The sequence below is a fragment of the Bariatricus sp. SGI.161 genome (assembly GCF_050313695.1).
Taxonomy (GTDB): Bacteria; Bacillota; Clostridia; order Lachnospirales; family Lachnospiraceae; genus JAFBIX01.
In genome coordinates, this window is record NZ_JBNPLX010000013.1 from 62,200 (window position 1) to 88,474 (window position 26,275).

A 26,275-nucleotide genomic window follows, 5' to 3' on the forward strand; every position below is an offset into this window, starting at 1 on the left:
AGCTGGACGGATGGAAAGTGTGACCTGTATTTGCGTAACGGAAAATATATGGAGTAAGAGAGGTACATATGAAGAATAAAGATTTAATTAAACTATATGCAGCTTATAAATCAGGATGTTTAGGAAATAATATTTTAGATACATATTTCAATTTCTTCGCTAATATTATTTTGGAAAGTAAAATGAGTACTGTTAATGAAGCAGAAATTGCATCTCGGTTTTGGGAAAAATATCAAATCGAACTTCCATTAAGTTTTGTTAGGCAAGTATTAGGTATAGGGTTGATAAACGGTTCAATTGTTGATGAGAGGGGAGCGTATTTGGTAAAAAAAGATGTTATTGAACAATATAAGTTTGAAGATACTGATTTTGATGAATTGTGGTCAAAGTTGGTGCAGGAATTTAGGGAATATTGTTCTTTAAATGACATTACAGTGTTGCAGAATGAGATGGAAGCTAAGATTCTATCTGCAATTGATAAGACAGATGAAGTGATTTTGTCGAATGATAAAACAGATCCAACAGAAGGAATGAGTCAGATTGACTTTGCATGGTATTCGTTTGTAAAAAAACAGGCAGAAGAAAAGAATCGATTGTTTGATTTTATTACAGCTCTGTGTACAAGTAATATAACTAAACAAGCACTGCTTTATTCAGGAACTGAAAGTGAAGAATATACTGGTTTGAATGTTTATTTGGATTCTCCGATGATTTTTGCTTTGTTGGGAATGGATTCTCCGGAAAGAGAAGATTCGTATAAATTATTAGTAGAGGATATGAAAAAGGCAGGTTGTATTATACAAGTACTTGATCATAATTTTCAGGAAATCGAGGGGATTATTACAAGGGCTGCTGGGTGGGCTGTTAGTACACAATATGACATTCGTAAAGCAAATAATGTAGCTAAATTTTTTCACGATTCTAGAATGAACCAACAAGAAATCACAGAATTTTGTAGTTCAATAGAAACTAAATTGAATGACTTGGGTATTGTGGTTAAGAGTACAGAGTATGATGTGTATCAAAATCAGTTTCAAGAAGATGAAAATGTTTTGTATAGCATGATTCAGGAAAGATATACAGATCAACAATTGGCGCTTCTTCCTGAAAAAGCTGAAAGCATTAAAATTGATGTACGTTCTATTGTGATGATTTATAGAGAGAGAAGAGGACAAATTGCTGTTAAGCTAGGAGAATGTAAGCATATAATGCTTACCACTAACAATGCTGTTGCAAATGTATGTAAGAAATATGAAAGTAGTAAAAGCATTAATGCAGGACATATTCCAGCATGTATTTCGGCAGATTTATTTGGTGCTATATTGTGGCTTTCATCTCCTAATGAAATGATGGATTATCAAAGAAAGAAAGTATTGGCTGATTGTTATGATTTTTTGAAGCCAAGTAAACCTATGATTGAAAAGTATGTTACTTCATTAGAAAATGCGAGAAAGATTGGTGAAATAGATGAAAAAAAATATTTGTTTATGAGAACTCATCCTATAGTATTAGATGCGCTTATGAATATAACACGTGGGGACTATGCTCGTTTTAACGATAGAACGTATCTTGAGGTATATGATACGATAGTTGCACAATCTGAAAAAAAATATGTAGAAGAAGCATCTGCGCATGCAGATACAAGAGGCGAATTAGAAGTAGAAAGAAAAGAAAAGATTGAATTAAAGCGTCGTGTGGAAGAAATGGAGAATAATAATTCCCAAAAGGATATAAAAATTCAAGAATTGGAAAGAAAGATACAGGAAAATGAAAAACGTGAGAATAGTCGTATCGAAAAAGAAATAAATAGAATAAGCTCTTTCTGGGGAAGTGTTTTGGCAATTATAATGTTCGGGATTCCTTATATTATACTTTTAGCCCTTACTGAAATTTTAAAAGGAAAATATGCAGAAATATCTTGGATATCTATCATAGCGGTTGGAATATTGATTGTGGCGGCAGCGGGAGTAGGACTTTTGTTTAATAAGGGAAGGCAGACGTGTATTAACTATATTAGAAAGAAAGTAGAAAAACGAATTAAATAGAATATATCATGGTAGTAAAATGGAGGAAATATGTGTAGTAATAATGAAATAGTAAAAAAAGAAAAAAGTTCTGCCATTCCAGTAGAAGAAAAACAATTCTATAAAGATGTTCGAGAAATATTACTTCAAGCGAGAGAATTATCTTATAAAAATGCAAGTGAAATTATGACACAGGCATACTGGAATGTGGGAAAGAGAATTGTTGAACAGGAACTATTAGGACAAGAGAGGGCTAAGTATGGTTCCTATTTGATAAAAAATTTATCTAGAGAATTATCAGATGAATTTGGAACGGGTTTTTCTATTGCTAGCTTGAAGAATTGTAGACAATTTTATTTGACATTTCCCCAAGATTCTTATGGTTATGCTATGATCAAAAAAGTACCATGGTCACATTTGAGAAATATTATGCGCATTTCAGATGAGGATGAACGGAATTTTTATTTGAACGAAGTAGCTAATGAAAATTGGTCTGTAAGAACACTAGAACGTAATATCAAAAGTGGATATTACAAGAGAATGTTATCAACACAATTACCAAATAAAGAAAATACGACATTAGAATTTGTCAAAGATCCGTTTGTATTGGAGTTTATGGGGGTAAAACAAAATGATGGACATCTAGAAAGTGACGTTGAAAAAGCAATTATTAACAACCTTCAAAAGTTTTTGTTGGAGATGGGAAAGGGCTTTTCTTTTGTTGGCAGGCAGATGAGAATTTGCACGGAGACTACAGAATTTTATATTGATTTAGTTTTCTATAATTTTATTCTGAAATGCTTTGTACTTATTGACTTGAAAACAGCTAAGTTGACGCATCAAGACATTGGACAGATGGATATGTATGTTCGTATGTTTGATGATTTGAAACGTAGAGAGGATGACAATCCAACTATTGGTATTATTTTTTGTACAGATAAAGACGAAACAATGGTCAAATATTCTGTTTTACATGAGAATCAACAGATTTTTGCTTCTAAATACATGACTGTTTTACCTACTATAGAAGAGTTGCAAAAAGAATTGGAACGAAATCAATTGATATATAATCAGGATTAAAATTATTTCAAAAAAATGCGAAAGCCATTAGATGTATTTGAATTGGCTACACGTGTGTAGCCAATTCAGTGTGTGGATAATTTATTGAACAAAATTGTCGAATCGTCAAAAAATTCAACATTTGAATCGGAATAATGTTTGTTTTCAATACATATGTTAACTTTTGAGTTCTTAAATTCGAGTAAAGGGTTAATTTGGAGTATTAACTAGATGAATTCACAATAATTACACGAATTTTTGGCTGATGGATAAATTTTTTATACTATAGATTTTAAGAGGTGTTTTTATGCAAGATGCACAAAAATGTTTTGAATTACATTCTGAATACAAACCTACCGGTGACCAGCCGCAGGCTATTGAGCAGTTAGTAAAAGGGTTCAAGGAAGGTAACCAGTGCCAGACGCTTCTTGGTGTCACCGGTTCAGGAAAGACCTTTACGATGGCCAATGTTATCCAGCAATTAAATAAACCAACGCTGATCATAGCGCATAACAAGACTCTCGCGGCGCAATTATATGGTGAATTTAAAGAATTCTTCCCAAACAATGCGGTGGAGTATTTTGTGTCCTACTATGATTATTACCAGCCGGAGGCTTATGTTCCTTCCTCTGACACTTACATTGCCAAGGACTCATCCATCAACGATGAGATAGACAAGCTTCGCCATTCTGCCACGGCAGCATTATCGGAGCGGCGGGATGTGATCATCGTGGCTAGTGTGTCTTGTATCTATGGTCTGGGTTCGCCGATTGATTATCAGAACATGGTCATCTCCCTGCGACCGGGTATGATTAAAGATCGAGATGAGGTGCTTAGGAAGCTGATTGATATTCAGTATGATCGTAATGAGATGGATTTTAAGCGAGGAACTTTCCGGGTACATGGAGATGTGTTGGAGGTATTCCCGGCAGGATCTGAGGAATATGTGATCAGAATCGAATTCTTTGGAGATGAGATTGACCGGATTACTGAGGTTGATGTATTAACGGGAGAGATTAAGAATGAATTGAGCCATATCGCAATCTTCCCGGCGTCTCACTACGTAGTATCGAAAGAGAATATGGAACGGGCGATTCAGGGGATTGAAGAAGAACTGGAGGAGCAGATCCGATTCTTTAAGAGTGAAGGGAAGCTTCTGGAAGCTCAGAGAATCTCTGAGCGGACGAATTTTGATATCGAGATGATGCGGGAGACCGGTTTTTGTTCAGGAATAGAGAATTATTCAAGACATTTGACGGGACTGGCACCGGGACAGCCGCCACATACGTTGATAGATTATTTCCCGGATGATTTTATCATGATGATTGATGAGTCGCATAAGACAGTGCCGCAGATTGGAGGTATGTTCCATGGTGATCAGTCCAGAAAGTCTACGTTGGTAGAATATGGATTCCGTCTGCCGTCGGCAAAAGACAATCGCCCCTTGAATTTTGAAGAATTTGAAGGTAAGATTGATCAGGTACTATTTGTATCAGCGACTCCCGGACCTTATGAGGAACAGCATGAACTGCTTAGAGCTGAGCAGGTCATCCGTCCGACAGGGCTATTAGATCCTGAGGTGGAAGTGCGCCCGGTGGAAGGCCAGATTGACGATCTGGTAAGTGAGGTCAATAAGGAGATTGCCAAGAAGAATAAGATATTGATTACGACACTGACGAAGCGAATGGCAGAGGATCTGACGGATTATATGCGAGAATTGGGCATCCGTGTACGTTATCTGCATTCGGATGTGGATACATTGGAACGGACGGAGATCGTTCGGGATATGCGTCTGGATGTCTTTGACGTGCTGGTGGGAATCAATCTTTTGAGAGAAGGTCTGGATATTCCAGAGATTACCCTGGTGGCGATTCTGGATGCCGATAAGGAAGGGTTCTTACGTTCGGCAACGTCTTTGATTCAGACAATTGGGCGTGCGGCGCGAAATGCAGAAGGACATGTTATCATGTATGCGGATGTGATGACAGATTCCATGCGTCAGGCAATCGATGAGACAGAGCGCCGCCGCAAGGTACAGATGGCGTACAATGAGGAGCATGGGATTACTCCGAAGACCATTCAGAAGAGTGTACGTGATCTGATCGCAGTATCGAAGAAGGTCGCTGCAGAAGAGCTTCGGATGGAAAAAGATCCGGAGTCTATGAGTGAAAAGGAACTTGAGAAGTTAATCAAGGAATTGAGTAAGCAGATGAAGAAGGCTGCAACAGAATTGAATTTTGAAGCTGCCGCAGAATTAAGAGATAAGATTGTAGAACTGAAGCAACAGCTGCAGCAGATGTGAAAGGGATAGAACAATGTCGAAGAACAATGATAAGAAGCAATATATAAGAATACGAGGTGCCAATGAGCATAATCTGAAGAATATTGATCTGGATATTCCAAGAAATGAGTTGGTGGTATTGACGGGACTCAGCGGCTCCGGGAAATCATCTCTTGCGTTTGACACTATTTACGCGGAAGGGCAGAGAAGATATATGGAATCCTTGTCATCTTATGCAAGGCAATTCCTGGGACAGATGGAGAAGCCAGATGTAGAGAGCATTGAAGGACTGTCCCCGGCGATTTCCATTGATCAGAAGTCTACGAACAGGAATCCGCGTTCAACGGTAGGAACGGTCACAGAGATCTATGATTATTTTCGATTGCTGTATGCAAGAATCGGTATTCCACATTGTCCGAAGTGTGGTAAAGAGATTAAGAAGCAGACGGTAGATCAGATGGTAGATCAGATTCTGGAATTGCCGGATCGGACGAAGATACAGCTGTTGGCGCCGGTGGTAAGAGGAAGAAAAGGAACCCATGCCAAATTATTTGAACGCGCAAAAAAAAGCGGCTATGTCCGTGTGAGAGTGGATGGCAATCTCTATGAATTGTCGGAAGAGATTACGCTGGATAAAAATATCAAGCATAATATCGAAATTATCGTAGACCGACTGGTCGTAAAAGAAGGAATAGAGCAGCGGCTGACAGATTCTATTGAGAATGTTCTGGCACTTGCGGAGGGACTGATGATTGTGGATGTCATCGGTGGTGAGCCGATGAATTTCAGCCAGAGTTTTTCTTGTCCGGACTGTGGTATCAGCATTGATGAGATTGAACCGAGAAGTTTTTCGTTCAATAATCCCTTCGGTGCCTGTCCGGAGTGCTTTGGATTGGGATATAAGATGGAATTCGATGAAGATCTGATGATTCCAGATAAGAATCTTAGCATCAGCGAAGGTGCAATCGCTGTCATGGGATGGCAGTCTTGTACGGACAAGAAGAGTTTTACGTATGCGATTCTGGATGCGCTGAGTAAAGAATATAATTTTTCTTTGGATACACCATTTAAAGATTATCCAAAAAAGATACACGATGTGTTGATTTATGGAACTGGAGGAAAAGAGGTAAAGGTACATTATCGCGGACAGCGCGGTGAGGGAATCTACGATGTGGCGTTTGATGGTTTGATTCGGAATGTTGAACGGCGCTACCGGGAGACATCTTCAGAAACTGTCAAGGCAGAATATGAAGAATTTATGTGTATCACACCTTGCCATGAGTGTGGCGGACAGAGATTGAAGCCAGGAGCATTGGCTGTTACAGTAGGAGATAAGAATATCTCTGAAGTAACGGCCATGTCCATCGAAAAATTGCAAGTATTCTTAAAGCAATTGCAGTTGAGTAAGCAGCAACAGATGATTGGAGGACAGATCTTAAAGGAGATCAATGCCCGTATTCAATTTTTAATGGACGTAGGTCTGAATTACCTGACATTGGCCCGCGCAACTGGAAGCCTTTCTGGTGGAGAGGCACAGCGGATTCGGCTGGCAACGCAGATCGGCTCTGGCCTGGTTGGGGTTGCTTATATTCTGGATGAACCGAGCATTGGGCTGCATCAGCGAGATAATGACAAGTTGTTGGGCACATTGCGCCATTTGCGCGATCTGGGTAATTCTGTAATCGTTGTAGAGCATGATGAAGATACGATGCTGGCAGCAGATTATATTGTGGATATTGGACCGGGAGCTGGCGAACACGGCGGAGAAGTCGTTGCCCAAGGCACTGCAAAAGAGATTATGGAGAATAAAAATTCCATAACCGGCGCATACCTAAGTGGTAGAATTAAGATTCCTGTGCCTGAGAAACGGATGCAGCCAACCGGATGGCTGAAGGTCATTGGTGCGCAGGAGAACAACCTGAAGAACATTGATGTAGAATTCCCTTTGGGAGTGATGACATGTGTAACAGGTGTTTCCGGATCGGGGAAGAGTTCTCTTGTGAATGAGATCTTGTACAAGCGCCTTGCGAGAGAATTGAACCGTGCAAGAACAATCCCGGGAAAACATAAAGATATAGAAGGAATCAGTCAGCTGGACAAGGTCATCAATATTGACCAGTCTCCAATCGGACGTACTCCGCGATCTAATCCTGCGACTTATACGGGAGTGTTCGATCTGATCCGCGATCTGTTCGCGGCAACGCCGGATGCGAAAGCAAGAGGATATAAGAAAGGCAGATTCAGTTTTAATGTGAAGGGTGGAAGATGCGAAGCCTGTGCCGGAGACGGAATCCTGAAGATTGAGATGCATTTCCTGCCGGATGTGTATGTTCCTTGTGAGGTCTGTGGCGGAAAGCGCTATAATCGGGAGACACTGGAAGTGAAATATAAAGGAAAGAGCATCTATGACGTTCTGGATATGACGGTCGAAGAGGCGCTGCATTTCTTTGAAAATGTACCCAGCATTCGAAGAAAGATGGAGACGCTGTATGATGTTGGATTATCTTATATCCGGCTGGGACAGCCGTCAACCACACTGTCAGGCGGAGAAGCGCAGCGGATTAAGCTTGCTACGGAATTAAGCAAGAGAAGTACCGGAAAGACAATCTATATCTTAGATGAGCCAACAACAGGACTGCATTTTGCGGACGTTCACAAATTGACAGAGATTCTGCGCAGGCTCTCTTCGGATGGCAATACGGTAGTAGTCATTGAACATAATCTGGATGTGATTAAGACGGCAGATTATATCATTGATATCGGACCGGAAGGAGGAGACAAAGGTGGAACTGTAATTGCAAAAGGGACACCAGAAGAGGTCGCAAAGAACCCAATATCTTACACCGGAAAATACATCGATGCCATGCTGCGCAAGTAGATGAAATTCACAAAGATTTAAGAAAAAAAGGTTTCCATTTTCAGGAAAGTTGATTATAATGGAACGTGCACTAAAGGTGCATGTGAATAAATAAACAAATGATAATCATATAGATAGCTTAATGAAAGGGGAAATAAGGATGTCAGTAGATATTGGAATTGATTTGGGAACAGCAAGTGTTCTGGTCTATGTAAAAGGGAAAGGCGTCATATTAAAAGAGCCTTCCGTTGTAGCTTATGACAGGGATACGAACGCGATAAAGGCAATCGGCGAGGAAGCACGTCTGATGCTGGGAAGAACACCGGGAAATATTGTGGCTGTCCGGCCGCTACGTCAGGGTGTGATCTCAGACTATACAGTTACAGAAAAGATGATTAAGTATTTTGTACAGAAAGCATTGGGCAAGCGGACATTTAAGAAGCCTAGAATCAGTATCTGTGTTCCAAGTGGGGTTACCGAAGTGGAACGAAAGGCAGTAGAAGAGGCAACTTATGCGGCAGGCGCGAGAGAAGTGAACTTAATCGAAGAGCCGGTGGCAGCTGCGATTGGAGCCGGGATAGACATCTCCAAGCCTTGCGGTAACATGATCGTAGATATCGGTGGCGGAACCGCAGACATTGCGGTGATTTCCCTGGGAGGAACAGTGGTCAATTCTTCTATTAAGATTGCAGGTGATGATTTTGATGAAGCCATTGTCCGCTATATGCGTAAGAAGCATAATCTTTTGATCGGTGAGAGAACGGCAGAAGATATTAAGATTAAGATAGGGACTACTTATCCATTGATTGAAGATGAGGTCATGGAAGTCAGAGGAAGAAATCTTGTGACAGGTCTTCCGAAGACGGTAACCGTTACATCTTCCGAGACGGAGGAGGCGCTTCGAGAGCCGACGGGTCAGATTGTAGAAGAGGTTATCAATGTACTGGAACGCACACCACCGGAATTGTCGGCAGATATCCTGGATCGTGGAATCATGCTTACCGGCGGCGGAGCTTTGCTGAGAGGCCTGGAAGAGCTGATAGAAGAAAAGACAGGAATCAATACCATGACTGCAGATGATCCAATGAAAGTGGTTGCGATTGGAACCGGGCAGTTTGTAGAGTTAATGGGCGGACGAAGAGAATTCTAATGGAAAGTATAAAGGGATATGTAGAACATATTGTATACCGCAATGAAGATAACGGATATACAGTATTTCATCTGAGTAACGATGATGGTGAAGTGACGTGTGTCGGTAACTTTCATTATATCGAAGAAGGAGAGCTCCTGAAACTGGAAGGAGAGTATACTACGCACAAATTATATGGTCTCCAGATGAAGGTAGAGACTTCTGAGGTGTGCGAACCGGAGGACCTGATATCCATTGAACGGTATCTGGGCTCTGGGGCAGTAAAGGGTGTGGGCACAGCACTTGCCGGAAAGATTGTTAAGAAATTCAAAGAAGATACCTTTCGAATTATCGAAGAAGAGCCGGAACGGCTGGCTGAGATCAAGGGAATCAGCGAGCGAAAGGCAAGAGAGATTGCCATACAGGTAGAAGAGAAGAAGGATATGCGCCAGGCAATGATATATCTGCAGAAATATGGAATATCAACGACCCTGGCAGCCAAGATATACCAGCATTATGGCAGGAACGTATATCGTGTAATCGAGGAAAATCCTTATCAGCTTGCCGATCATGTGTCGGGAGTTGGGTTTAAGACCGCTGATGAGATTGCAGCAAAGGTTGGAATTCATACGGATTCTGACTATCGCATCCGCAGCGGCATTTTCTATACGCTTTTACAGAGTGTGAATGATGGACATGTCTATCTGAAGCAAGAAGTATTATTAAGAAAAGCAAGTGAACTTCTGGAAGTGGAGATTCAGGATATCGAGAAATATCTGATGGATCTCGCCATGGAAAAGAAGATCGTTATGAAGAAAGCGGAGAATGGAATGCGCATCTATTCTTCCCATTATTATTACATGGAGATGAATGTAGCTAAGATGCTGCATGATCTGAATGTAAACTGTAATGTCGCAGAGGACAATCTGGAGCGTCGGCTTCAGGCGATTGAGAAGAATACAGGATTGTATCTGGATGATATGCAGAGAACAGCGGTGATGGAAGCTGCACGCAGAGGCGTTATGGTCTTGACGGGAGGACCGGGAACCGGAAAGACGACGACCATCAATGCGATGATACATTTCTTTGAAAGTGAAGGAATGGATATCTATCTGGCTGCACCTACCGGCCGTGCTGCCAAGCGTATGACAGAGGCAACCGGATATGAGGCACAGACGATTCATCGATTGTTGGAGGTCAGTGGGAATCCGGAAGATGACAGTATCAATGGCTTTCAGAGAAATGAAGAGAATCCTCTGGAGGCAGATGTGATCATTATTGATGAGATGTCAATGGTAGACCTTCCACTGATGTATGCTTTGCTGGGAGCAATCGTTCCGGGAACCAGATTGATACTGGTGGGTGACCGCAACCAGCTTCCAAGCGTAGGGCCAGGAAGTGTACTGAAGGATGTCATTGATTCACATTGCTTTGCAGTCGTTATGTTGACGAAGATATTTCGTCAGGCAGGAGAAAGCGATATTGTGGTCAATGCTCATAAGATCAATCGCGGAGAAGAGGTTGTATTGGATAATAAGAGCCGGGACTTCTTCTTCCTGAAGCGGCAGGATGCCAATGTGATTATCAGTGTTGTGATTACATTGATCCAAAAGAAACTTCCGAAGTATGTCAATGCCAAGCCTTATGATATTCAGGTCTTGACGCCTATGAGAAAAGGTCTGTTAGGTGTGGAACGTCTAAACCGGATACTCCAGGAATATCTGAATCCTCCGGAGCAAAAAAAGACGGAAAAAGAATATGGAGATCGTCTGTTTCGTGAAGGTGACAAGGTCATGCAGATTAAGAATAACTATCAGCTGGAGTGGGAAGTGGCGACAAAATATGGAATGACCATCGACAAAGGCCAGGGCATCTTTAATGGTGATATGGGAATCATCAAGGAGATTAATACATATGAAGAAGTGGTGATTGTGGAGTATGATGAACAGCGCCAGGTGAAGTATCCATATACTTTACTGGATGAGCTGGAACTCGCATATGCAATTACCATACATAAGTCTCAGGGGAGTGAATATCCCGCAGTCGTGATTCCATTACTGCAGGGACCAAGACAGTTGTATCACAGGAACCTTCTGTACACGGCTGTCACAAGAGCAAAGCAATGTGTAACGTTAGTAGGAAGTGATGTGGTATTTCAGGAAATGATTCATAATACCAACGAACAGGATCGTAACACAAGCCTTGCAGAACGAATCCAGGAATTACAATGATAAAGATATTACAGGCTTTTCTGAAAAGAATCAGTCTATGGCTGTGGCCAGAGGTCTGTCCATTTTGTGGAAAGGTATATCGTCAGGGAATCTGCACTGCATGCAGGCGGAAACTGGAACACTTAAAAGTCCGGGAACCGCGGTGTATGCAGTGCGGAAAGCCGATCCGATATGCAGAACAAGAGTATTGTCATGATTGTACATGTACACATCATTTTTATGACAGAGGGCTGAGCCTATGGCTTCACAAAGCTCCGGTCAACACCTCCATCTATCAATTCAAATATCATAATCAGAGAAGATATGGAATCCATTATGCAGAGGAATTAATACGCACCTATGGTCATATGATAAAAAGGTGGAACCCAGATCTTATCATCCCGATTCCCCTTCATAAAAAACGAAGAAAAAAGCGAGGCTATAATCAGGCACAGATTATCAGTGCAGAGATTGGAAAGAATATGAATATACCGGTAGATACGAAAAGTCTGGTACGATGTATATCTACCAATCCTCAGAAAACGTTAGATCATGATGAGCGGAAGAAGAATCTGAGTCATGCATTTTCTGTGAGAAAAGGTTTTGTCCCGGTGTCAGCAGTGCTATTGATTGATGATATCTATACAACGGGAAATACTATAGATTATGCCGCGAAAACTCTGAAAAAAGCGGGAGTTGAAAAAGTATACTTTTTGACCATAAGTATTGGACAAGGATACTGATATTTGTTATACTAAAAATGATGTTTAAATGGATAATGAAACATTTTGAGGTGGATTATGTTAGATGAAAAAAAGGTAAAACTTATGACCCATCTTGCGTTCTATGAACAGACACAAGGAAAGGAAGATTTTAAAATCAGTGCGTATTACCGCAAGGATTATGTAAGTCTGCATACGATATGCACTTTTTTATGGGTTACCGTTGGATATATATTGGCAGTTGCACTGGTGATACTGGCGGGTCTGGATACTCTGATGGAGAAGATGTCAAATGGAGCATTGGTGATGATGATTGGAATCATATTGCTGGGATACGTTGCGCTGGTTATCATATATTTGATTATCAGCAGCTTTATTTATAATGAGAAGCATAAGAAGGCCAGACAGAGAGTGAAGAAATATAATCATAATCTGACAAGATTGCTTAAGATGTATGAAAAGGAGAACAAATAGATGGATATGATATACGTATTTCGCGGACGGATACAAGAGCTATATGCTAAGAATTCAAAGGTGTTTGACAAGATATTCCAGTTTATTCTTGCAATTGTGACATTTACGGTAATCAACCACAATGTAGGGTTTATGAAGGCTGTGGCATCGCCGGTGGCAAGTCTTGCACTTGCGGTAATCTGTACTTTCCTTCCGTTGATGGTGACAGTAATCATGGCAACAGTACTGATTCTTGCCCATATGTTTGCTTTGTCTATTGGAATGTTGGCGGTAACAGCAGTTATATTTTTGATTATGTACATTTTCTATCTGCGGCTGACACCGAAGAAGGCATTAATCGTTCTGTTGACACCGTTGGCATTCTTCCTGAAAGTCCCATATATTATCCCGGTGGCATGTGGTCTGGTGGCAACCCCAATCAGTCTTATCGCAATCTCTTGCGGAACGATTGTGTATTACATGCTGGAATATGTAAAAAAGAGTTCTGTGAATATTGAAAATGTCGGTGCAAAAGGAATGCTGACGCAGGTAACAAAGTATGTACAGCAGGTATTTCAGAATAAAGAGATGTGGATCGTTATCGTTGCATTTATCATATGCTTTTTTGTAGTATTTACACTGCGCAGAACTTCTATGGATCATGCGTGGAAGGTGGCTATTGTCGCAGGTGCCGTTGCTAATGTCATTGTGATTGTGGCAGGAGACATCGCATTAGGAGTACATACTTCTTATGGAACTTTGATCGGTGGGAATATCGGAGCAATCGTAATTGGACTGATTCTGGAATTGTTCCTGTTCTCAGTGGATTATGCAAGAAGTGAGAACCTTCAGTTTGAAGATGATGAGTATTATTATTATGTAAAGGCAATTCCGAAGGTATCGGTGGCGACACCAGAGAAGACTGTTAAGCGAATTAACGAACGTCAGGAGACTGAGATCATCGATACAGAGACGGTTCGCAAAAAAGCAGATTCCCAGGCGCAGAACCGTAAAGTAAATGTGAAAAAAAGTGGAAAAAAGCCAGCACCCAAAAAAGGACCGGCTGCAAAGAAACATGATATGAAAGAAGTAGATAAGATGCTTCTGACACAGAGCCTTAGAAAGGATCTTAATTTAAAGGATTAGAGGCATCATATAATAGTAATATAAAGGAGGTGATAGGATGGAACAGCAGATTAGCAATTTTCTTGGAAGATATGTAAGAGACTTGTATTTCCCGGAAGTGCGTATTACGGATATTGTAGAGATTTTAATCCTTACATTTTTGATCTATCAGCTGATAGTGTGGATTAAGAATACGAAAGCTTGGATGCTCATGAAAGGTATTCTGGTACTTGCTGTATTCATTCTGATCGCCGCAATATTTGAGATGCATACAATTCTGTTCCTGGCCAAGAATGCGGTCACGGTGATGGCGACGGCTGCAGTTGTGGTGTTCCAGCCTGAGCTAAGGCGTGCGCTGGAAAAACTGGGAGAACGGAAGTTCCTGCCATCTATGATTCCATTTGAGACCAAGCGAGAGAAGGTGCGCTTCAGTGAGGAAACAAGAGAGAGTATGATCAGCGCAGCTTATGCAATGGGTAAGGTCAAGACAGGAGCTCTTATCGTAGTAGAGCAGGCCATTCGGCTCACAGAATATGAGAGTACTGGGATTCAGATGGATTGTCTGGTGTCCAGTCAGGTGTTGATTAATATCTTTGAACATAATACACCTCTCCATGATGGTGCGATTATCGTGCGGGGAGACAGGATTGTGTCTGCAACGTGTTATCTGCCGTTGTCTGACAACATGGGAATCAGCAAGGATCTTGGAACTAGACACCGTGCGGCTGTCGGTATGAGTGAAGTAAGCGATGCACTGATTATTGTAGTATCAGAAGAGACGGGAGCAGTCTCTGTGGCACAGGGAGGCAGGATCTATCGAAATATCAGTGAAAAAGAATTAAGGGAGAGATTGGTAAGAATTCAGGATAAGCAGACAGAAGTAAATAGGTTGACAGCATTGTGGAAAGGAAGGCATAAGCATGAAAAAAAGACTAACAGTTAATTTCGGTCTTAAGATATTAGCCTTCTTTATCGCATTGTTCATGTGGCTGATCGTGGTTAATATCGATGATCCGGTAACGGATAAGACCTATACCGGTATTCCGGTACAAGTAATCAATGAAGAAGTAGTAACGTCAGCAAACCGAACCTATCAGATTGTAGATGATACACAGGAAGTGAGTGTTACAGTGACTGCTCAGCGTTCCGTGTTGAATGATATCAAAGCAGAAGATATTGTGGCAATTGCTGATATGAAAGAGATCTCTCTTGGAACGCAGATCCCGATTGAAGTTAAAATTGAGGGATATAAGTACGATAGTGCTGTTTCTAACCCGAGAAACCTTCAGATACAGATTGATGACGAAGCAAAGAATAATTTCCCGATCACCCCTACTACATTGGGAACGGTAAGAGAAGGATATGTCATCGGAGAATTGAAGGCTAATCCTGAAAAGGTGACGATTCGTGGTCCAAAGACGGTGATTGACAGCATCAACAGAGTTGTGGCAGAAGTGGATGTGTCGGGATTGTCATCGGATACAGAAGTGGAAGCACGACTGGTGTTGTACGATGCGAATAATAATGTCATTGACCAATCGCTGCTCGCCAATAATCTTGGAAAAGAGGGGCTAACTGTCGAAGTGAAATTACATCAGATCAAGAGCGTGAAGGTGGAACTGGATACTGCGATGGTATCTGCGGCGGAAGGATATAAGATCAGTGGGATCAGCGTAGAGCCACAGGAGGTACGTATCTCGGGCAGTAAGAGTGCATTGACAAAAGTGACTGAGATAACGATACCGGCATCTGCTCTCACAGCAATCAATCTGACACAGAGGACAGAGAGAAGTATAGACATATCTCAATATCTTCCGGAGGATGTGGCACTGGTAGATGAGAATGCAGATAATGTGGTGGTAACAATCTCGGTTGAAAAGCCGGGAGCAAAGAATTACGAGGTGTCGACCAGCTCCATTACCGTTAATAATCTTGACAGTAGGCTCGAATTGAGTTACGGGACTGTTGTAGATCTGGAGATACAGATCAAGGGTCCGAGTGAAGTCTTGAGTGTATTCTCGATTGCAAAGAAAGTCAGTATAGATTTGAAAGATTATACAAAACCAGGAACTTATACCGTACCGGTGACAGTGGAACTCCCAGCGGGATGTTCCCTGGTGAATGAGGTGAGCGTAGAAGTGATACTGGATGAAAAACAAGAGCAGGAGGAATAAACGGAGGAATTATGGTTAAGCAAAAAGTAACGATTACCAATCCTACAGGCTTGCATCTAAGACCCGCAGGAATCTTCTGTAACACTGCCAGCAGTTTTAAGTGTAAAGTGACATTTGTGTATGGCAATACGACAGCCAATGCAAAGAGTGTCTTGAGTGTTCTTGGAGCCTGCATTAAAAAGGGCGACGAGATTGAACTGATCTGCGACGGGGAAGACGAAGAAGAAGCAATGCGGACGATGACAAAAGCCATTGCAGATGGACTTGGGGAATAAGGTGAAAAAGAGAGATGGGCAGTTTACATAAGATGTGTAAACTGCCCATCTTGATTTGTTTTAAAAATTACAAAAATATTAAGAATTATTCAGGAATTTCATGTAGATTTAAAGGTAGTTATAGTATAAACTTAATAAGTAGTGTGTAAATAATTAATAGGAGAATCTTATGATTAGAAATATATTAGACTATCTGGAACAATCAGCAATCCATTATCCAGATAAGATTGCATTTGCAGATGAAACGTCAGCATGTACTTATAAAGAGTTGAGGAGAACTGCCAAATCTGTTGGAACGAAGTTGACCAATTATGTTCCGCCAAGGTCACCGGTCCCTGTATTCATGGAGAAAAGAGTGGAGACCATCTATGCATTCCTGGGTGCAGTGTATGCCGGCTGTTTTTATGTGCTGCTGGATCCGAAGCTTCCATCAGAAAGATTGAAACAGATTCTTCAGACTCTTCAGTCAGAAGTTCTGGTGTTGCACCCGGATTATGAGAAACAGTTCAAGACATTGGAATATGAAGGAAATGTTGTAAATATTCTGGAAGCGGTACAGGAGGAAGAAGATGCAGTTCTATTAGAAGCGATTCGTGAGCAGAGACTTGACATAGATCCTTTATATGCAATTTTTACATCTGGTTCCACTGGAATCCCTAAAGGGGTGTTAGTCAGTCACCGATCAGTCATTGATTTTATGGAAGAATTTGTTGATATATTCGAGATTACAGACAAAGATGTCATCGGTAACCAGGCGCCCTTCGACTTTGATGTATCCGTGAAGGATATCTATTCTACTTTGAAAACAGGGGCAACTATGCAGATTATTCCAAAGAAGCTGTTCTCATTTCCGACAAAGCTTTTGGATTATCTGGACGAGCGAGAGATCACTACATTGATCTGGGCAGTGTCCGCATTGTGTATAGTTACAACGTTAAAAGGACTGGAATATAAAGTACCCCAAAAAGTAAATAGAATTATCTTTAGTGGAGAGGTGATGCCGATAAAGCACTTGAATGAATGGAAAAAATATCTGCCGGATGCCTTGTATGCGAATGTATATGGGCCCACAGAGATTACCTGTAATTGTACTTACTATATTGTGGACAGGGAGTTTCAGCCAGGAGAGAGTCTGCCAATTGGACAACCATTTCCCAATGAAAAGGTATTTTTGCTGGATGAGGAGAATCAACTTGTGCGGGAAGCTGGAAAGAAAGGAGAGATCTGCGTCTCTGGAACAGCCCTGTCTCTGGGATATTATCGGAATCCGGAACAGACCGAGAAAGTATTCGTTCAGAATCCACTAAATGAAAAGTATCTGGAACGTATATACCGTACAGGAGATATGGCCTATTATGGGCACGATGGATATCTGTACTTTGCTTCCAGAAAAGACTTCCAGATCAAGCATATGGGGCATCGAATCGAGCTGGGAGAGATCGAGCTGGCGATGGAGCTGGCAGAGGGAATCCGCAGAGCCTGTTGTACTTATGATGAGTCGGAGAATAAGATTGTTGCTTTCTATGAAGGCGAAGCTGAGAAACGGCAGATTGTCCGCGCATTGGGAAAGAAGCTTCCGGCATATATGATTCCAAACGTGTGGGTGAAGCTGGATCGACTTCCAATCACAAAGAATGGGAAGATTGACCGAAAGAAAATGTTGAAAGAATACAGGGAGGGTATCTATGGATAGAGTGCAGCTACAGACGATAGCCAGAGAATGTGCTACTCCGGCATATCTTTTTGATATTGATGAGCTGATAAGTAGAATTAAGATGGTAAAGCAAGAACTTGCCCCGTCAATTCAGCTGTGTTATGCAATGAAAGCCAATCCATTTCTGATAAAGCCGATTCAGACATGCGTTGATAAGTATGAAGTGTGCTCAATGGGAGAATTCCGTATCTGTGAACGTGCAGGGATTGCCATGGAGCAGATTGTCTTATCTGGTGTAAATAAAGAAAAAGAAGATATTCTCTCCATTATGGAAACATATGGATCAAAGGGGACTTATACAATCGAATCCCTGGAACAGTTGGAGCTTCTGGAGTATTGTGCTGCTCAGACAGGCAATGTGATTCGTGCATTGGTCCGATTGACCAGTGGAAATCAGTTCGGTGTTGATGAAGAAGATATCTGTACCATAATTGAAAAACGGAAAGCATATCCGCATATCTCTTTCGTAGGATTACAGTATTATTCCGGAACGCAGAAAAAGAAGATGGAAAAGATTGAGAAAGAGCTGAGATATCTGGATACATTTCTTCAGAGATTAAAAGAAGAATCAGGTTATGAGGCAGAAGAACTGGAATATGGACCGGGCCTCTACGTTCCGTATTTTCAGACGGATGAGGAGACGGATGATGGAGAGTTACTACAAGGACTTCGAAACCTATTGTCAGAATTAAAATATACAGGGAAGATTACTTTGGAAATGGGAAGGTATCTGTCTGCTTATTGTGGATATTATCTGACCAGCATTGCAGATCAAAAGAAAAACCATGGACAACAGTATGCAATCGTGGATGGCGGAATCAATCATCTCACATATTATGGGCAGGCGATGGCTATGAAAACTCCATATTATCAACATGTTCATAAAAATGTGCAAAAAAATGAAGGAGATGTGACAGAAGAGAATTGGAACATCTGCGGATCACTCTGTACAGTCAATGATGTCATTGTGAAGCAACTTCCACTAAAAGATGCAGCAGTGGGGGATATCATCATCTTCGAACGGACAGGAGCTTATGCGGTTACAGAAGGGATCTATCTGTTCTTAAGCAGAGATCTTCCGCAGATACTGTTCTACTCGAAGGAAAATGGCATTCAGATGATACGGGAACGGAAGCAGACAGATATCATGAATGGGATGGCAGAAAAATGAAAGAGAAAAGAAACAATCCTATCATTAGAATGATCATATTCGTAATCTTGTGCGTGATTCTGTCCTGTTGCCTGAGTTGGGTTACGATGCCACCGAATGTTATATGGCTGAATCTCCATGAGTTGAAGGAAAAGGGCCCTTATGATTATCTGTTCGTAGGGACATCCCATGGACAGTATGGAATCAGCCCACAAGTTGTGGATCAGGTAACGGGAAAGAATAGTTTTAACTTGTGCATGGCAAATGAATATCCTGTCGATACTTATTATCTGATCAAGGAAGCATGCAGGCAGCAGAAACCGAAAAAGATTATCTATGAGCTGGACCCATCCTACTGGATTACTGACCAGAATATGGGGACGGTAGCTGGTATGTTCTATAAGGAAATGCCCTGGTCCATGAACAAGCTTCAGTATCTTGGGGATAAGATTATAAAGCTGGATTATAGGCAGACAATATTCCCGTGGAGCTATTATAAGAATCTTCTTCCTCAGGCGCCGCAGACAATCCGAAAGAAATTGAGTGCGGAATATCGGCAATATGATCCGGCGATTCTGGATATTCCCGGTGGTCATTACGGTGGTGACGGTTTCATCTATCAGGATAAGGTAGAAGGAGCAGAGAAGGGAACCTTCAATAATGTTCCATGGAATGAGGAACAACTCCGGCCGGAGGCAAAAGAATATTTTGAAAAAATCTTATACTATTGCAAGAAGGAAAATATTGAACTGGAAGTAATCACACTTCCGGTACCGGCAGAGACATATGCCAACACACCGGAAAGTTATCAGCAGTCTGACCGGTATTTTACAGAACTGATGCAGCAATATCGTATTCCATATCATAATTTTATCTTTGATTCGGCTCTTGCGTTTGACAGAAGTATAGATAACTATTGGGATTATGATGGTCACATGTATGGAGATGCAGCAGAACAATTCAGCCTTGAACTAGGCGATTATCTAAAAGAGAATGATTAAAAGGAGGAACAAGACAATGGAACAATTATTAGAAATATTAAAGGATATTCAGTCAGATGTGGATTACGAGAACTGTACAACTCTGATTGACGACGAATTACTGGATTCATTTGCAATCTTAAGTATTGTAAGTGAATTGGAGGATGCTTTTGATGTTGAGATCACACCAGTCGATATCATCCCGGAGAATTTTAACTCTGCACAGGCATTATGGGAAATGGTACAACGGCTCCAGGAAGCTTAAAAGTGGAGGAAAGATATGTCTCTGATATCAATGAAATTCCTGCTATTCGTAGGAATCGCGTCTGTGGGATATTACCTGATCCCTAAGCAGTATCAATGGATCTGGCTGTTGATATTCAGCTATATCTATTATGCGTCATCAGGAGTAAGACTCCTGTTCTTCCTTCTGTATACTACCATTATCACTTACGGTACGGGAAGACTTCTGGAGTGGATCGATCGTGATCAAGGGGATTCAAAGGAAGAAAAGAAGAGAAGGAAAGCAAGAAAAAAAGCGATTCTGACAGGATGCCTGGTATTGAACTTTGGAATGTTAGCAGTTCTGAAGTATACAAACTTTGTGGTTGAGAATATCAATGCCGTATTCCATACAGGCATCTCGTTTCAGCTGCTTCTATTGCCTCTTGGTATCTCGTTTTATACTTTCCAGTCGATGGGATATATCATCGATGTGTACTGGGGAAAATGTAAGGCTGAGCATAACTTTTTCCGATTCGCGCTGTTCGTCTCCTTCTTTCCGCAGATCCTGCAGGGGCCAATTGGAAGGTATCATCGGCTGGCAGAACAATTATATGAAGAACATCGGTTTGATCTCATCAACATTGAGAACGCCTTACAGTTAATCTTATGGGGATTCTTCAAGAAGCTGGTACTTGCCGACCGGGCATCCGTAGTGGTCAACCAAGTGTTCTTGAATTATACACAGTATTCAGGTGTCACGAATATAGTAGCAGTTCTGATGTATTCGATTCAATTATATATGGATTTTTCTGGTGGAATGGATGTAGTGGCAGGGGTGGCAAGTCTGTTCGGAATCGAACTGGATCAGAACTTCCGGCGACCGTATTTTGCAACTTCGATTACAGATTTCTGGCATCGTTGGCATATTACACTGGGAACCTGGATGAAAGATTATATCTTCTATCCAATCTCTTTATCAAAATGGATGGGAAAGTTCGGAAAGTGGACCAAGAAAGTATTCGGGAAGAAGACTGGAAGAGTCCTGCCTATCTGTGTGGCTAATATTATTGTGTTTCTTGTAGTAGGTATCTGGCATGGAGCAGCGTGGAAATACATTGCTTATGGATTCTATAATGGTCTGATTATTGCAATCAGTAGTCTCCTTGCTCCAATCTATAAGAAAGGATTCGCATTCTTCCATATAGATCCCAAGTCCAAGTGTTGGCATGTGATTCAGATTCTGCGAACCTTTCTGTTGGTCAATATCAGCTGGTATTTTGATATGGCGGTCAGCCTGTCGGCAGCATGGACTATGATGAAAAATACGGTGACAGGATTCGCATTGCAGACGCTTTCGGACGGAACGTTAATGTCATTGGGATTGGATCGGCTGGATTATGCGATTCTGGCAATGGGATGTCTTGTCGTATTCTTGATCAGCGTGCTTCAAGAACGAGGAGTTAAGATCCGGGAAAGCCTTGGGCAGAAGCCGTTGATATTAAGATGGGTTGTATATGGTATGTTGGTATTCTGCATCCCAATGTTCGGTTGTGTAATGGATACAGCTGGCGGATTCATCTACGCACAGTTTTAGAAAAGTGTCATAAAAAGGACGGAAATATAGAAAAATCCATCCTTCTTATGACATAGAATTTTACTTTAAATCAAATTCAAGAAGAAGCTTCTCCTGATATTCAGGGTCATTGGCAGCTTTTACAATATCATCCATTCTCCCAAGCTCTGCCAGTTTCCTTATGAGAAGGTTCGATAATTCCAATCCCTCAATGCGTCCACGAGTCAGACCATCATCATACCCTTCTTCTCGGGTCTGTCGCATATGTCGCTCTTCATCATATTCATAAATACTCATAGCTATTGCCTCCGTTCTATGGACAGAAAGGAATTCACTTAGAATTCCTTCCTGAATACATTCATTGATTACCTGCTCTACGGCATCTGGAAGCGACATAGTCTCTGTGTATCGACGAATCCTTGAAGTATACTCTGCATAGTCTTTTAAGGCTTTGCAGGCATTTTTTAAATCTTCATTTTTCCCTGGATTGATGTTCAACATAGTTGCTTTTAGTTCCAGAGATGGTTCTTGATTTGAGACGGTATACACATCCGATAGTTTGAGTTCCTGAACTTCCGGCTGCTCTTGTACACCATTATAGAAGATTAGGAACTTTGGAGTTGGGAGTATGACTTTTTTTGTCCCGTATAGATTAGAATCTCTTGTCATGACAGAATACAGGTCTGAAATATAGAACAGATAACGCAGTGGAAGATTGGGACTATAGGTGGACTGATGCTCATACAAAGATAGTCTGGAATCAATGAGAAAGGAAAGGTCATTGTGCATGGACATATAGATGGCATTTTCTAATGTATTGATTTCCAGTTGTTCTGCATCCGTATAGTGAGTCTTATTTACTGCATTATACAAGGTCAGTAATTCAGTTTTATCACTGAATATCATCTCAAATATCCTGGATTTGTAGGTGCGATTAACAGGGGTGTTTTTGGTTGCTAATGTCATAAGAAGCCCTCCTTTTTGAAAATGTAGCGGGGCTTCTCTTTGTAAAAGTCCTGTGCACCGTGCATCCTGTGAGAAACCCCGTTGCTAATATTGTGGAAAATAAAGCATTGAGATTCCTGATTAGATAATTATAGAGATAATATCAGATGCGTTGCCGCTTAGATTGTAGAAAATAATGCTTTAAAGATATTTTATCATGTGATACGGAAAGATACCAGTAGATATTAAAGATATTTTACAGAATATTAGGTGGAATTCAAGTAGTCAATAAAAACCTCATTCATAAGTATCGTTGTACAATTCTAAAAAAGTATTGTATAATACAATCAACTAACGAGGAACTATTAATTTTGTACAAGGAGTAAAGAGTATGAAAAATGTTACATTAGTTATCATGGCAGCAGGAATCGGAAGCAGGTTCGGTGGTGGCATTAAACAGTTAGAGCCGGTAGGACCAAATGGAGAGATTATTATGGATTATTCTATCTATGATGCTCTGGAAGCCGGATTTAATAAAGTAGTATTTGTAATACGTAAGGATCTGGAAAAAGACTTTAAAGAAATCATAGGCAATCGTATTGAGAAAGTTGTAGCGGTTGATTATGCCTATCAGGAATTAAATAATATTCCAACGCAGTTCAAAGATAAGCTGGAAGGAAGAACCAAACCATGGGGAACCGGACAAGCTATCCTTAGCTGCAAAGATGTAGTGCATGAACCGTTTCTTGTCATCAATGCAGATGATTATTACGGAAAAGAAGCATATGTAGAGGCTTATGATGAGCTTATAAAAGAACACGATGCATCAGACATTAGTATGGTTGGATTCGTTCTAAAGAATACGTTAAGTAAGAATGGGACGGTGACCAGAGGAATATGCAAAGTAGATGACGAAAATATGTTGAGAGCAATTGAAGAGACATATGAGATTGCAGGGCGAGATGCCTATGCAGTTGCAGTAAAAGACGGAGAAGAGATACGATTAGATCTGGATTCTCCAGTATCCATGAATATGTGGGGATTACAGCCGGAATTCTTTGAAATATTAGAAAAAGGATTTGTAGAATTCTTAGATGGTATTAAAAAAGAAGATATTAAGGCAGAATACTTGTTGCCAAGGATTATCGGACAGTTGTTGGAAGAAGGTAAGACACAAGTAAAAGTTTTAAAGTCACATGATCAGTGGTTTGGGGTTACATATAAGGAAGATAAAGGAGCTGTTGTAGAAGCAATACAAGAATTGATTGCAACAGGGGTATATCCAGAAAGATTATTTTAGCGTAGATATAGAGATAAAGTAAGAGTAAAAAGGCTGTTCCTTCGGGGATGGCCTCTTAATTTGTAAAAAATTTATGAATCGAAATGTAAAAGTTGAATTCTTTAAATCCATCTAATATAATACAAAATGTCGAAATATGTAAAATAAGTGGAAAGAGTGTGTAAATAATGAGAAAAGCTTTGCGGATCATAAAGAAAGTTTTGACAATGCTAGGGACAGTATTAACAGTAGTATTAACGGTATTGGCGACAATTCTGTGTTTTAGCATTCAGTGGATGTTTGATACTTGGAGCAATCTGACAATGGATGAATTGGTGTATCATCTGACAGCTCCATTGGATGGAACAAATGAAGGAATGATTATGGAATATCTGAATACGTGTGTTGCACCTACGTTATTGGTTCTTGTGTTGATTCTTATGTTGTTTATTGCTTGGCGCAAGAAGAAAAAGTATTATGTAGTTATGGGAGTGGGTATGATAGCATCTCTTGCTGTTTCAACAATTGTGGTTAGGAGCGCATGGACGAAATTAGATGCAGGAAGTTATGTGAAAGCACAAGGAGAATATTCAGATTTCATTGATGATTATTATGTGGATCCGGCAGAGGTTGAGATTACATTCCCAGAAAAAAAGAGAAACCTTATATTTATTTTTCTAGAGTCCATGGAAACGACTTATGCAGATACAGAGAATGGAGGTGCATTTGAAGAAAATGTGATTCCTGAATTAACGAAGCTTGCGCAGGAGAATGAGGATTTTTCTGGAGAAGAAGATAAGTTAAATGGTGGATATTCGATGCCAGGGACTACATGGACAATTGGGGCAATGTTTGCGCATACATCAGGATTGCCATTAAGTATTTCAATTGACGGCAATAATATGGATACTCAGGACTCGTTTTTTCCAAGTGCAATAACATTAGGAGATGTTTTGGAGCGTGAAGGATATTCTCAGACGTTGATGATTGGCTCGGATGCAACATTTGGAGGAAGAAGACTATATTTTACGGAACATGGGAATTATGATATTGTGGATTATAATTATGCGATACAATCTGGAATGATTCCAGAAGATTATCAGGTCTGGTGGGGGTATGAAGATCAAAAATTATTTGGATTTGCCAAGGAAAAATTGTTGGAATTATCAAGCCAGGAAGAGCCATTTAATCTGACGATGCTGACTGTAGATACTCATTTTGAAGATGGATATGTATGTGATATCTGTCCTGAAACGTATGGAGATGAGCAGTATTCAAATGTAATGTCTTGTTCCAGCAGGCAGGTATATGATTTTATTCAATGGATACAAGAGCAGGATTTTTATGAGAACACTTCGATTGTGATTGTGGGTGATCATCCGACTATGGACGTAGATTATTGTGAAGATGTTGAAGATGATTATATTCGAAAAGTTTATACATCATATATCAATTCGGCAGAAGGTGTGGCGACGAACGAAGAGAGAGATTATACTACGTTCGATACTTTTCCGACAACATTGGCAGCTTTGGGAGCTAATATAGAAGGTAACAGACTAGGGTTGGGAACCAATTTGTTTTCGACTTCACAGACACTTACAGAACGTTTGGGAATCAATGCTGTTAAGGAGGGGGTGAGCGGAAAATCAAAAAGAATGGAAGAACTTGCAAGTATTGATGAAACAAAAGAAGAATTATTATTAAGAGAAGGAAAACTTCCGATGGCTAATGCATGGGTGGAAGCATACGAGAGAGAGACGGGAGCATTACCGGTAGTGGTAACTGATATTGCAAATATACCAGAAGATATTAGTCAGGTAATGATTGCTGTATGGACGAATGAAGATCAGAGTGATCTACAATGGATTGGAATGGAACAGCGAGAAGATGGAAGTTATTATGCTCGTGTGAATGTTTCGAGATTTGGATATAAATTGGGAGAATATCAGATTCATGTATATGTAGTAGGAGAAGATGGAGTACAATATAAAGTTACCGAAACTATTGGAAATGTTAATTAGGTAGTAGTGTATTAATGTTTGACCAAATACATTTGTCGACAGCGGTATATTATTATGCTACAATTCATTGTAGTAGATT

General features: G+C 40.7%; 20 protein-coding genes. 19 read left to right on the top strand and 1 reads right to left on the bottom strand.

The genetic code is table 11. The features are described 5' to 3' along the window. The first annotated feature begins 68 nt into the window (after positions 1 to 68). The 17 genes from ACQRBH_RS09405 to ACQRBH_RS09485 all read left to right on the top strand — a co-directional run bounded on the left by ACQRBH_RS09405 (position 69) and on the right by ACQRBH_RS09485 (position 21,972). Positions 69 to 2,045 carry a hypothetical protein gene (locus tag ACQRBH_RS09405; protein WP_427761464.1) on the top strand — a complete coding sequence of 659 codons (1,977 nt, stop codon included), beginning with the start codon at positions 69 to 71 and terminating at the stop codon, positions 2,043 to 2,045. Positions 2,046 to 2,075: 30 nt separating this feature from the next. After that, the gene (locus tag ACQRBH_RS09410) at positions 2,076 to 3,104 is read left to right on the top strand and encodes a PDDEXK nuclease domain-containing protein (protein ID WP_427761465.1); all 1,029 of its coding nucleotides are present in this window, start codon (positions 2,076 to 2,078) and stop codon (positions 3,102 to 3,104) included. Positions 3,105 to 3,390: 286 nt separating this feature from the next. Further along, complete coding sequence (gene uvrB / locus ACQRBH_RS09415) at positions 3,391 to 5,385, top strand: excinuclease ABC subunit UvrB (protein WP_427761466.1); 1,995 nt, start codon at positions 3,391 to 3,393, stop codon at positions 5,383 to 5,385. 13 nt (positions 5,386 to 5,398) lie between these two features. Beyond that, positions 5,399 to 8,242 (top strand): excinuclease ABC subunit UvrA, encoded by a 2,844-nt coding sequence (uvrA, locus tag ACQRBH_RS09420; RefSeq protein ID WP_427761467.1) that lies wholly within the window; start codon positions 5,399 to 5,401, stop codon positions 8,240 to 8,242. Positions 8,243 to 8,381: 139 nt separating this feature from the next. Next, the gene (locus ACQRBH_RS09425; protein ID WP_328282622.1) at positions 8,382 to 9,371 is read left to right on the top strand and encodes a rod shape-determining protein; all 990 of its coding nucleotides are present in this window, start codon (positions 8,382 to 8,384) and stop codon (positions 9,369 to 9,371) included. After that, complete coding sequence (gene recD2 / locus ACQRBH_RS09430) at positions 9,371 to 11,581, top strand: SF1B family DNA helicase RecD2 (RefSeq protein ID WP_427761468.1); 2,211 nt, start codon at positions 9,371 to 9,373, stop codon at positions 11,579 to 11,581. The genes ACQRBH_RS09425 and recD2 overlap by 1 nt, the downstream gene beginning before the upstream one ends. Further along, positions 11,578 to 12,303, top strand: a complete 726-nt coding sequence (locus ACQRBH_RS09435) for a ComF family protein (protein WP_347376484.1) — start codon at positions 11,578 to 11,580, stop codon at positions 12,301 to 12,303. Before recD2 ends, ACQRBH_RS09435 begins: the two co-directional genes overlap by 4 nt. A gap of 57 nt (positions 12,304 to 12,360) precedes the next feature. After that, entirely contained in the window at positions 12,361 to 12,756 is a 396-nt protein-coding gene (locus ACQRBH_RS09440; RefSeq protein WP_427761469.1) for a hypothetical protein, read from the top strand. Further along, positions 12,757 to 13,881: a hypothetical protein gene (locus ACQRBH_RS09445; protein ID WP_427761470.1), complete on the top strand. Its 1,125-nt coding sequence runs from the start codon at positions 12,757 to 12,759 to the stop codon at positions 13,879 to 13,881. 37 nt (positions 13,882 to 13,918) lie between these two features. After that, a complete protein-coding gene (gene cdaA / locus ACQRBH_RS09450; RefSeq protein ID WP_235233869.1) occupies positions 13,919 to 14,803 on the top strand; it encodes a diadenylate cyclase CdaA in 885 nt (294 codons plus the stop codon). Next, a complete protein-coding gene (locus tag ACQRBH_RS09455) occupies positions 14,781 to 16,034 on the top strand; it encodes a CdaR family protein (RefSeq protein WP_427761471.1) in 1,254 nt (417 codons plus the stop codon). Before cdaA ends, ACQRBH_RS09455 begins: the two co-directional genes overlap by 23 nt. A gap of 11 nt (positions 16,035 to 16,045) precedes the next feature. Further along, positions 16,046 to 16,309: an HPr family phosphocarrier protein gene (locus ACQRBH_RS09460; RefSeq protein ID WP_427744144.1), complete on the top strand. Its 264-nt coding sequence runs from the start codon at positions 16,046 to 16,048 to the stop codon at positions 16,307 to 16,309. A 169-nt stretch (positions 16,310 to 16,478) separates the two neighbouring features. Continuing rightward, the gene (locus ACQRBH_RS09465; RefSeq protein WP_427761472.1) at positions 16,479 to 18,002 is read left to right on the top strand and encodes an amino acid adenylation domain-containing protein; all 1,524 of its coding nucleotides are present in this window, start codon (positions 16,479 to 16,481) and stop codon (positions 18,000 to 18,002) included. Beyond that, positions 17,995 to 19,194, top strand: a complete 1,200-nt coding sequence (locus tag ACQRBH_RS09470) for an alanine racemase (protein WP_427761473.1) — start codon at positions 17,995 to 17,997, stop codon at positions 19,192 to 19,194. The genes ACQRBH_RS09465 and ACQRBH_RS09470 overlap by 8 nt, the downstream gene beginning before the upstream one ends. Then, positions 19,191 to 20,174 (top strand): hypothetical protein, encoded by a 984-nt coding sequence (locus tag ACQRBH_RS09475; RefSeq protein ID WP_427761474.1) that lies wholly within the window; start codon positions 19,191 to 19,193, stop codon positions 20,172 to 20,174. The genes ACQRBH_RS09470 and ACQRBH_RS09475 overlap by 4 nt, the downstream gene beginning before the upstream one ends. Positions 20,175 to 20,190: 16 nt before the next feature. Further along, the gene (locus ACQRBH_RS09480; protein WP_427761475.1) at positions 20,191 to 20,418 is read left to right on the top strand and encodes an acyl carrier protein; all 228 of its coding nucleotides are present in this window, start codon (positions 20,191 to 20,193) and stop codon (positions 20,416 to 20,418) included. Positions 20,419 to 20,433: 15 nt separating this feature from the next. After that, complete coding sequence (locus ACQRBH_RS09485) at positions 20,434 to 21,972, top strand: MBOAT family O-acyltransferase (RefSeq protein ID WP_427761476.1); 1,539 nt, start codon at positions 20,434 to 20,436, stop codon at positions 21,970 to 21,972. Positions 21,973 to 22,032: 60 nt separating this feature from the next. On the opposite strand, the gene ACQRBH_RS09490 is transcribed toward ACQRBH_RS09485, so the two are convergent. Next, positions 22,033 to 22,917: a hypothetical protein gene (locus ACQRBH_RS09490; protein ID WP_427744137.1), complete on the bottom strand. Its 885-nt coding sequence runs from the start codon at positions 22,915 to 22,917 to the stop codon at positions 22,033 to 22,035. Positions 22,918 to 23,287: 370 nt separating this feature from the next. Here ACQRBH_RS09490 and ACQRBH_RS09495 point away from each other — a divergent pair, with 370 nt between their 5' ends. Both ACQRBH_RS09495 and ACQRBH_RS09500 read left to right on the top strand, forming a co-directional pair. After that, positions 23,288 to 24,196 (top strand): nucleotidyltransferase family protein, encoded by a 909-nt coding sequence (locus ACQRBH_RS09495; protein ID WP_427761477.1) that lies wholly within the window; start codon positions 23,288 to 23,290, stop codon positions 24,194 to 24,196. A 167-nt stretch (positions 24,197 to 24,363) separates the two neighbouring features. Continuing rightward, positions 24,364 to 26,196, top strand: coding sequence for a GBS Bsp-like repeat-containing protein (locus ACQRBH_RS09500; RefSeq protein WP_427761478.1), 1,833 nt, complete (start codon positions 24,364 to 24,366; stop codon positions 26,194 to 26,196). Positions 26,197 to 26,275 lie beyond the last annotated feature (79 nt).

Bases quoted from the DNA above. Each gene is read 5' to 3' on its own strand.
- cdaA (WP_235233869.1), top strand. From the start codon at position 13,919: ATGGAACAGCAGATTAGCAATTTTCTTGGAAGATATGTAAGAGACTTG.
- ACQRBH_RS09410 (WP_427761465.1), top strand. From the start codon at position 2,076: ATGTGTAGTAATAATGAAATAGTAAAAAAAGAAAAAAGTTCTGCCATT.
- ACQRBH_RS09490 (WP_427744137.1), bottom strand. From the start codon at position 22,917: ATGACATTAGCAACCAAAAACACCCCTGTTAATCGCACCTACAAATCC.
- ACQRBH_RS09475 (WP_427761474.1), top strand. From the start codon at position 19,191: ATGAAAGAGAAAAGAAACAATCCTATCATTAGAATGATCATATTCGTA.
- ACQRBH_RS09470 (WP_427761473.1), top strand. From the start codon at position 17,995: ATGGATAGAGTGCAGCTACAGACGATAGCCAGAGAATGTGCTACTCCG.
- ACQRBH_RS09500 (WP_427761478.1), top strand. From the start codon at position 24,364: ATGAGAAAAGCTTTGCGGATCATAAAGAAAGTTTTGACAATGCTAGGG.
- ACQRBH_RS09455 (WP_427761471.1), top strand. From the start codon at position 14,781: ATGAAAAAAAGACTAACAGTTAATTTCGGTCTTAAGATATTAGCCTTC.
- ACQRBH_RS09435 (WP_347376484.1), top strand. From the start codon at position 11,578: ATGATAAAGATATTACAGGCTTTTCTGAAAAGAATCAGTCTATGGCTG.
- ACQRBH_RS09485 (WP_427761476.1), top strand. From the start codon at position 20,434: ATGTCTCTGATATCAATGAAATTCCTGCTATTCGTAGGAATCGCGTCT.
- ACQRBH_RS09460 (WP_427744144.1), top strand. From the start codon at position 16,046: ATGGTTAAGCAAAAAGTAACGATTACCAATCCTACAGGCTTGCATCTA.
- ACQRBH_RS09465 (WP_427761472.1), top strand. From the start codon at position 16,479: ATGATTAGAAATATATTAGACTATCTGGAACAATCAGCAATCCATTAT.
- recD2 (WP_427761468.1), top strand. From the start codon at position 9,371: ATGGAAAGTATAAAGGGATATGTAGAACATATTGTATACCGCAATGAA.
- uvrA (WP_427761467.1), top strand. From the start codon at position 5,399: ATGTCGAAGAACAATGATAAGAAGCAATATATAAGAATACGAGGTGCC.
- ACQRBH_RS09405 (WP_427761464.1), top strand. From the start codon at position 69: ATGAAGAATAAAGATTTAATTAAACTATATGCAGCTTATAAATCAGGA.
- ACQRBH_RS09445 (WP_427761470.1), top strand. From the start codon at position 12,757: ATGGATATGATATACGTATTTCGCGGACGGATACAAGAGCTATATGCT.
- ACQRBH_RS09480 (WP_427761475.1), top strand. From the start codon at position 20,191: ATGGAACAATTATTAGAAATATTAAAGGATATTCAGTCAGATGTGGAT.
- uvrB (WP_427761466.1), top strand. From the start codon at position 3,391: ATGCAAGATGCACAAAAATGTTTTGAATTACATTCTGAATACAAACCT.
- ACQRBH_RS09425 (WP_328282622.1), top strand. From the start codon at position 8,382: ATGTCAGTAGATATTGGAATTGATTTGGGAACAGCAAGTGTTCTGGTC.
- ACQRBH_RS09495 (WP_427761477.1), top strand. From the start codon at position 23,288: ATGAAAAATGTTACATTAGTTATCATGGCAGCAGGAATCGGAAGCAGG.
- ACQRBH_RS09440 (WP_427761469.1), top strand. From the start codon at position 12,361: ATGTTAGATGAAAAAAAGGTAAAACTTATGACCCATCTTGCGTTCTAT.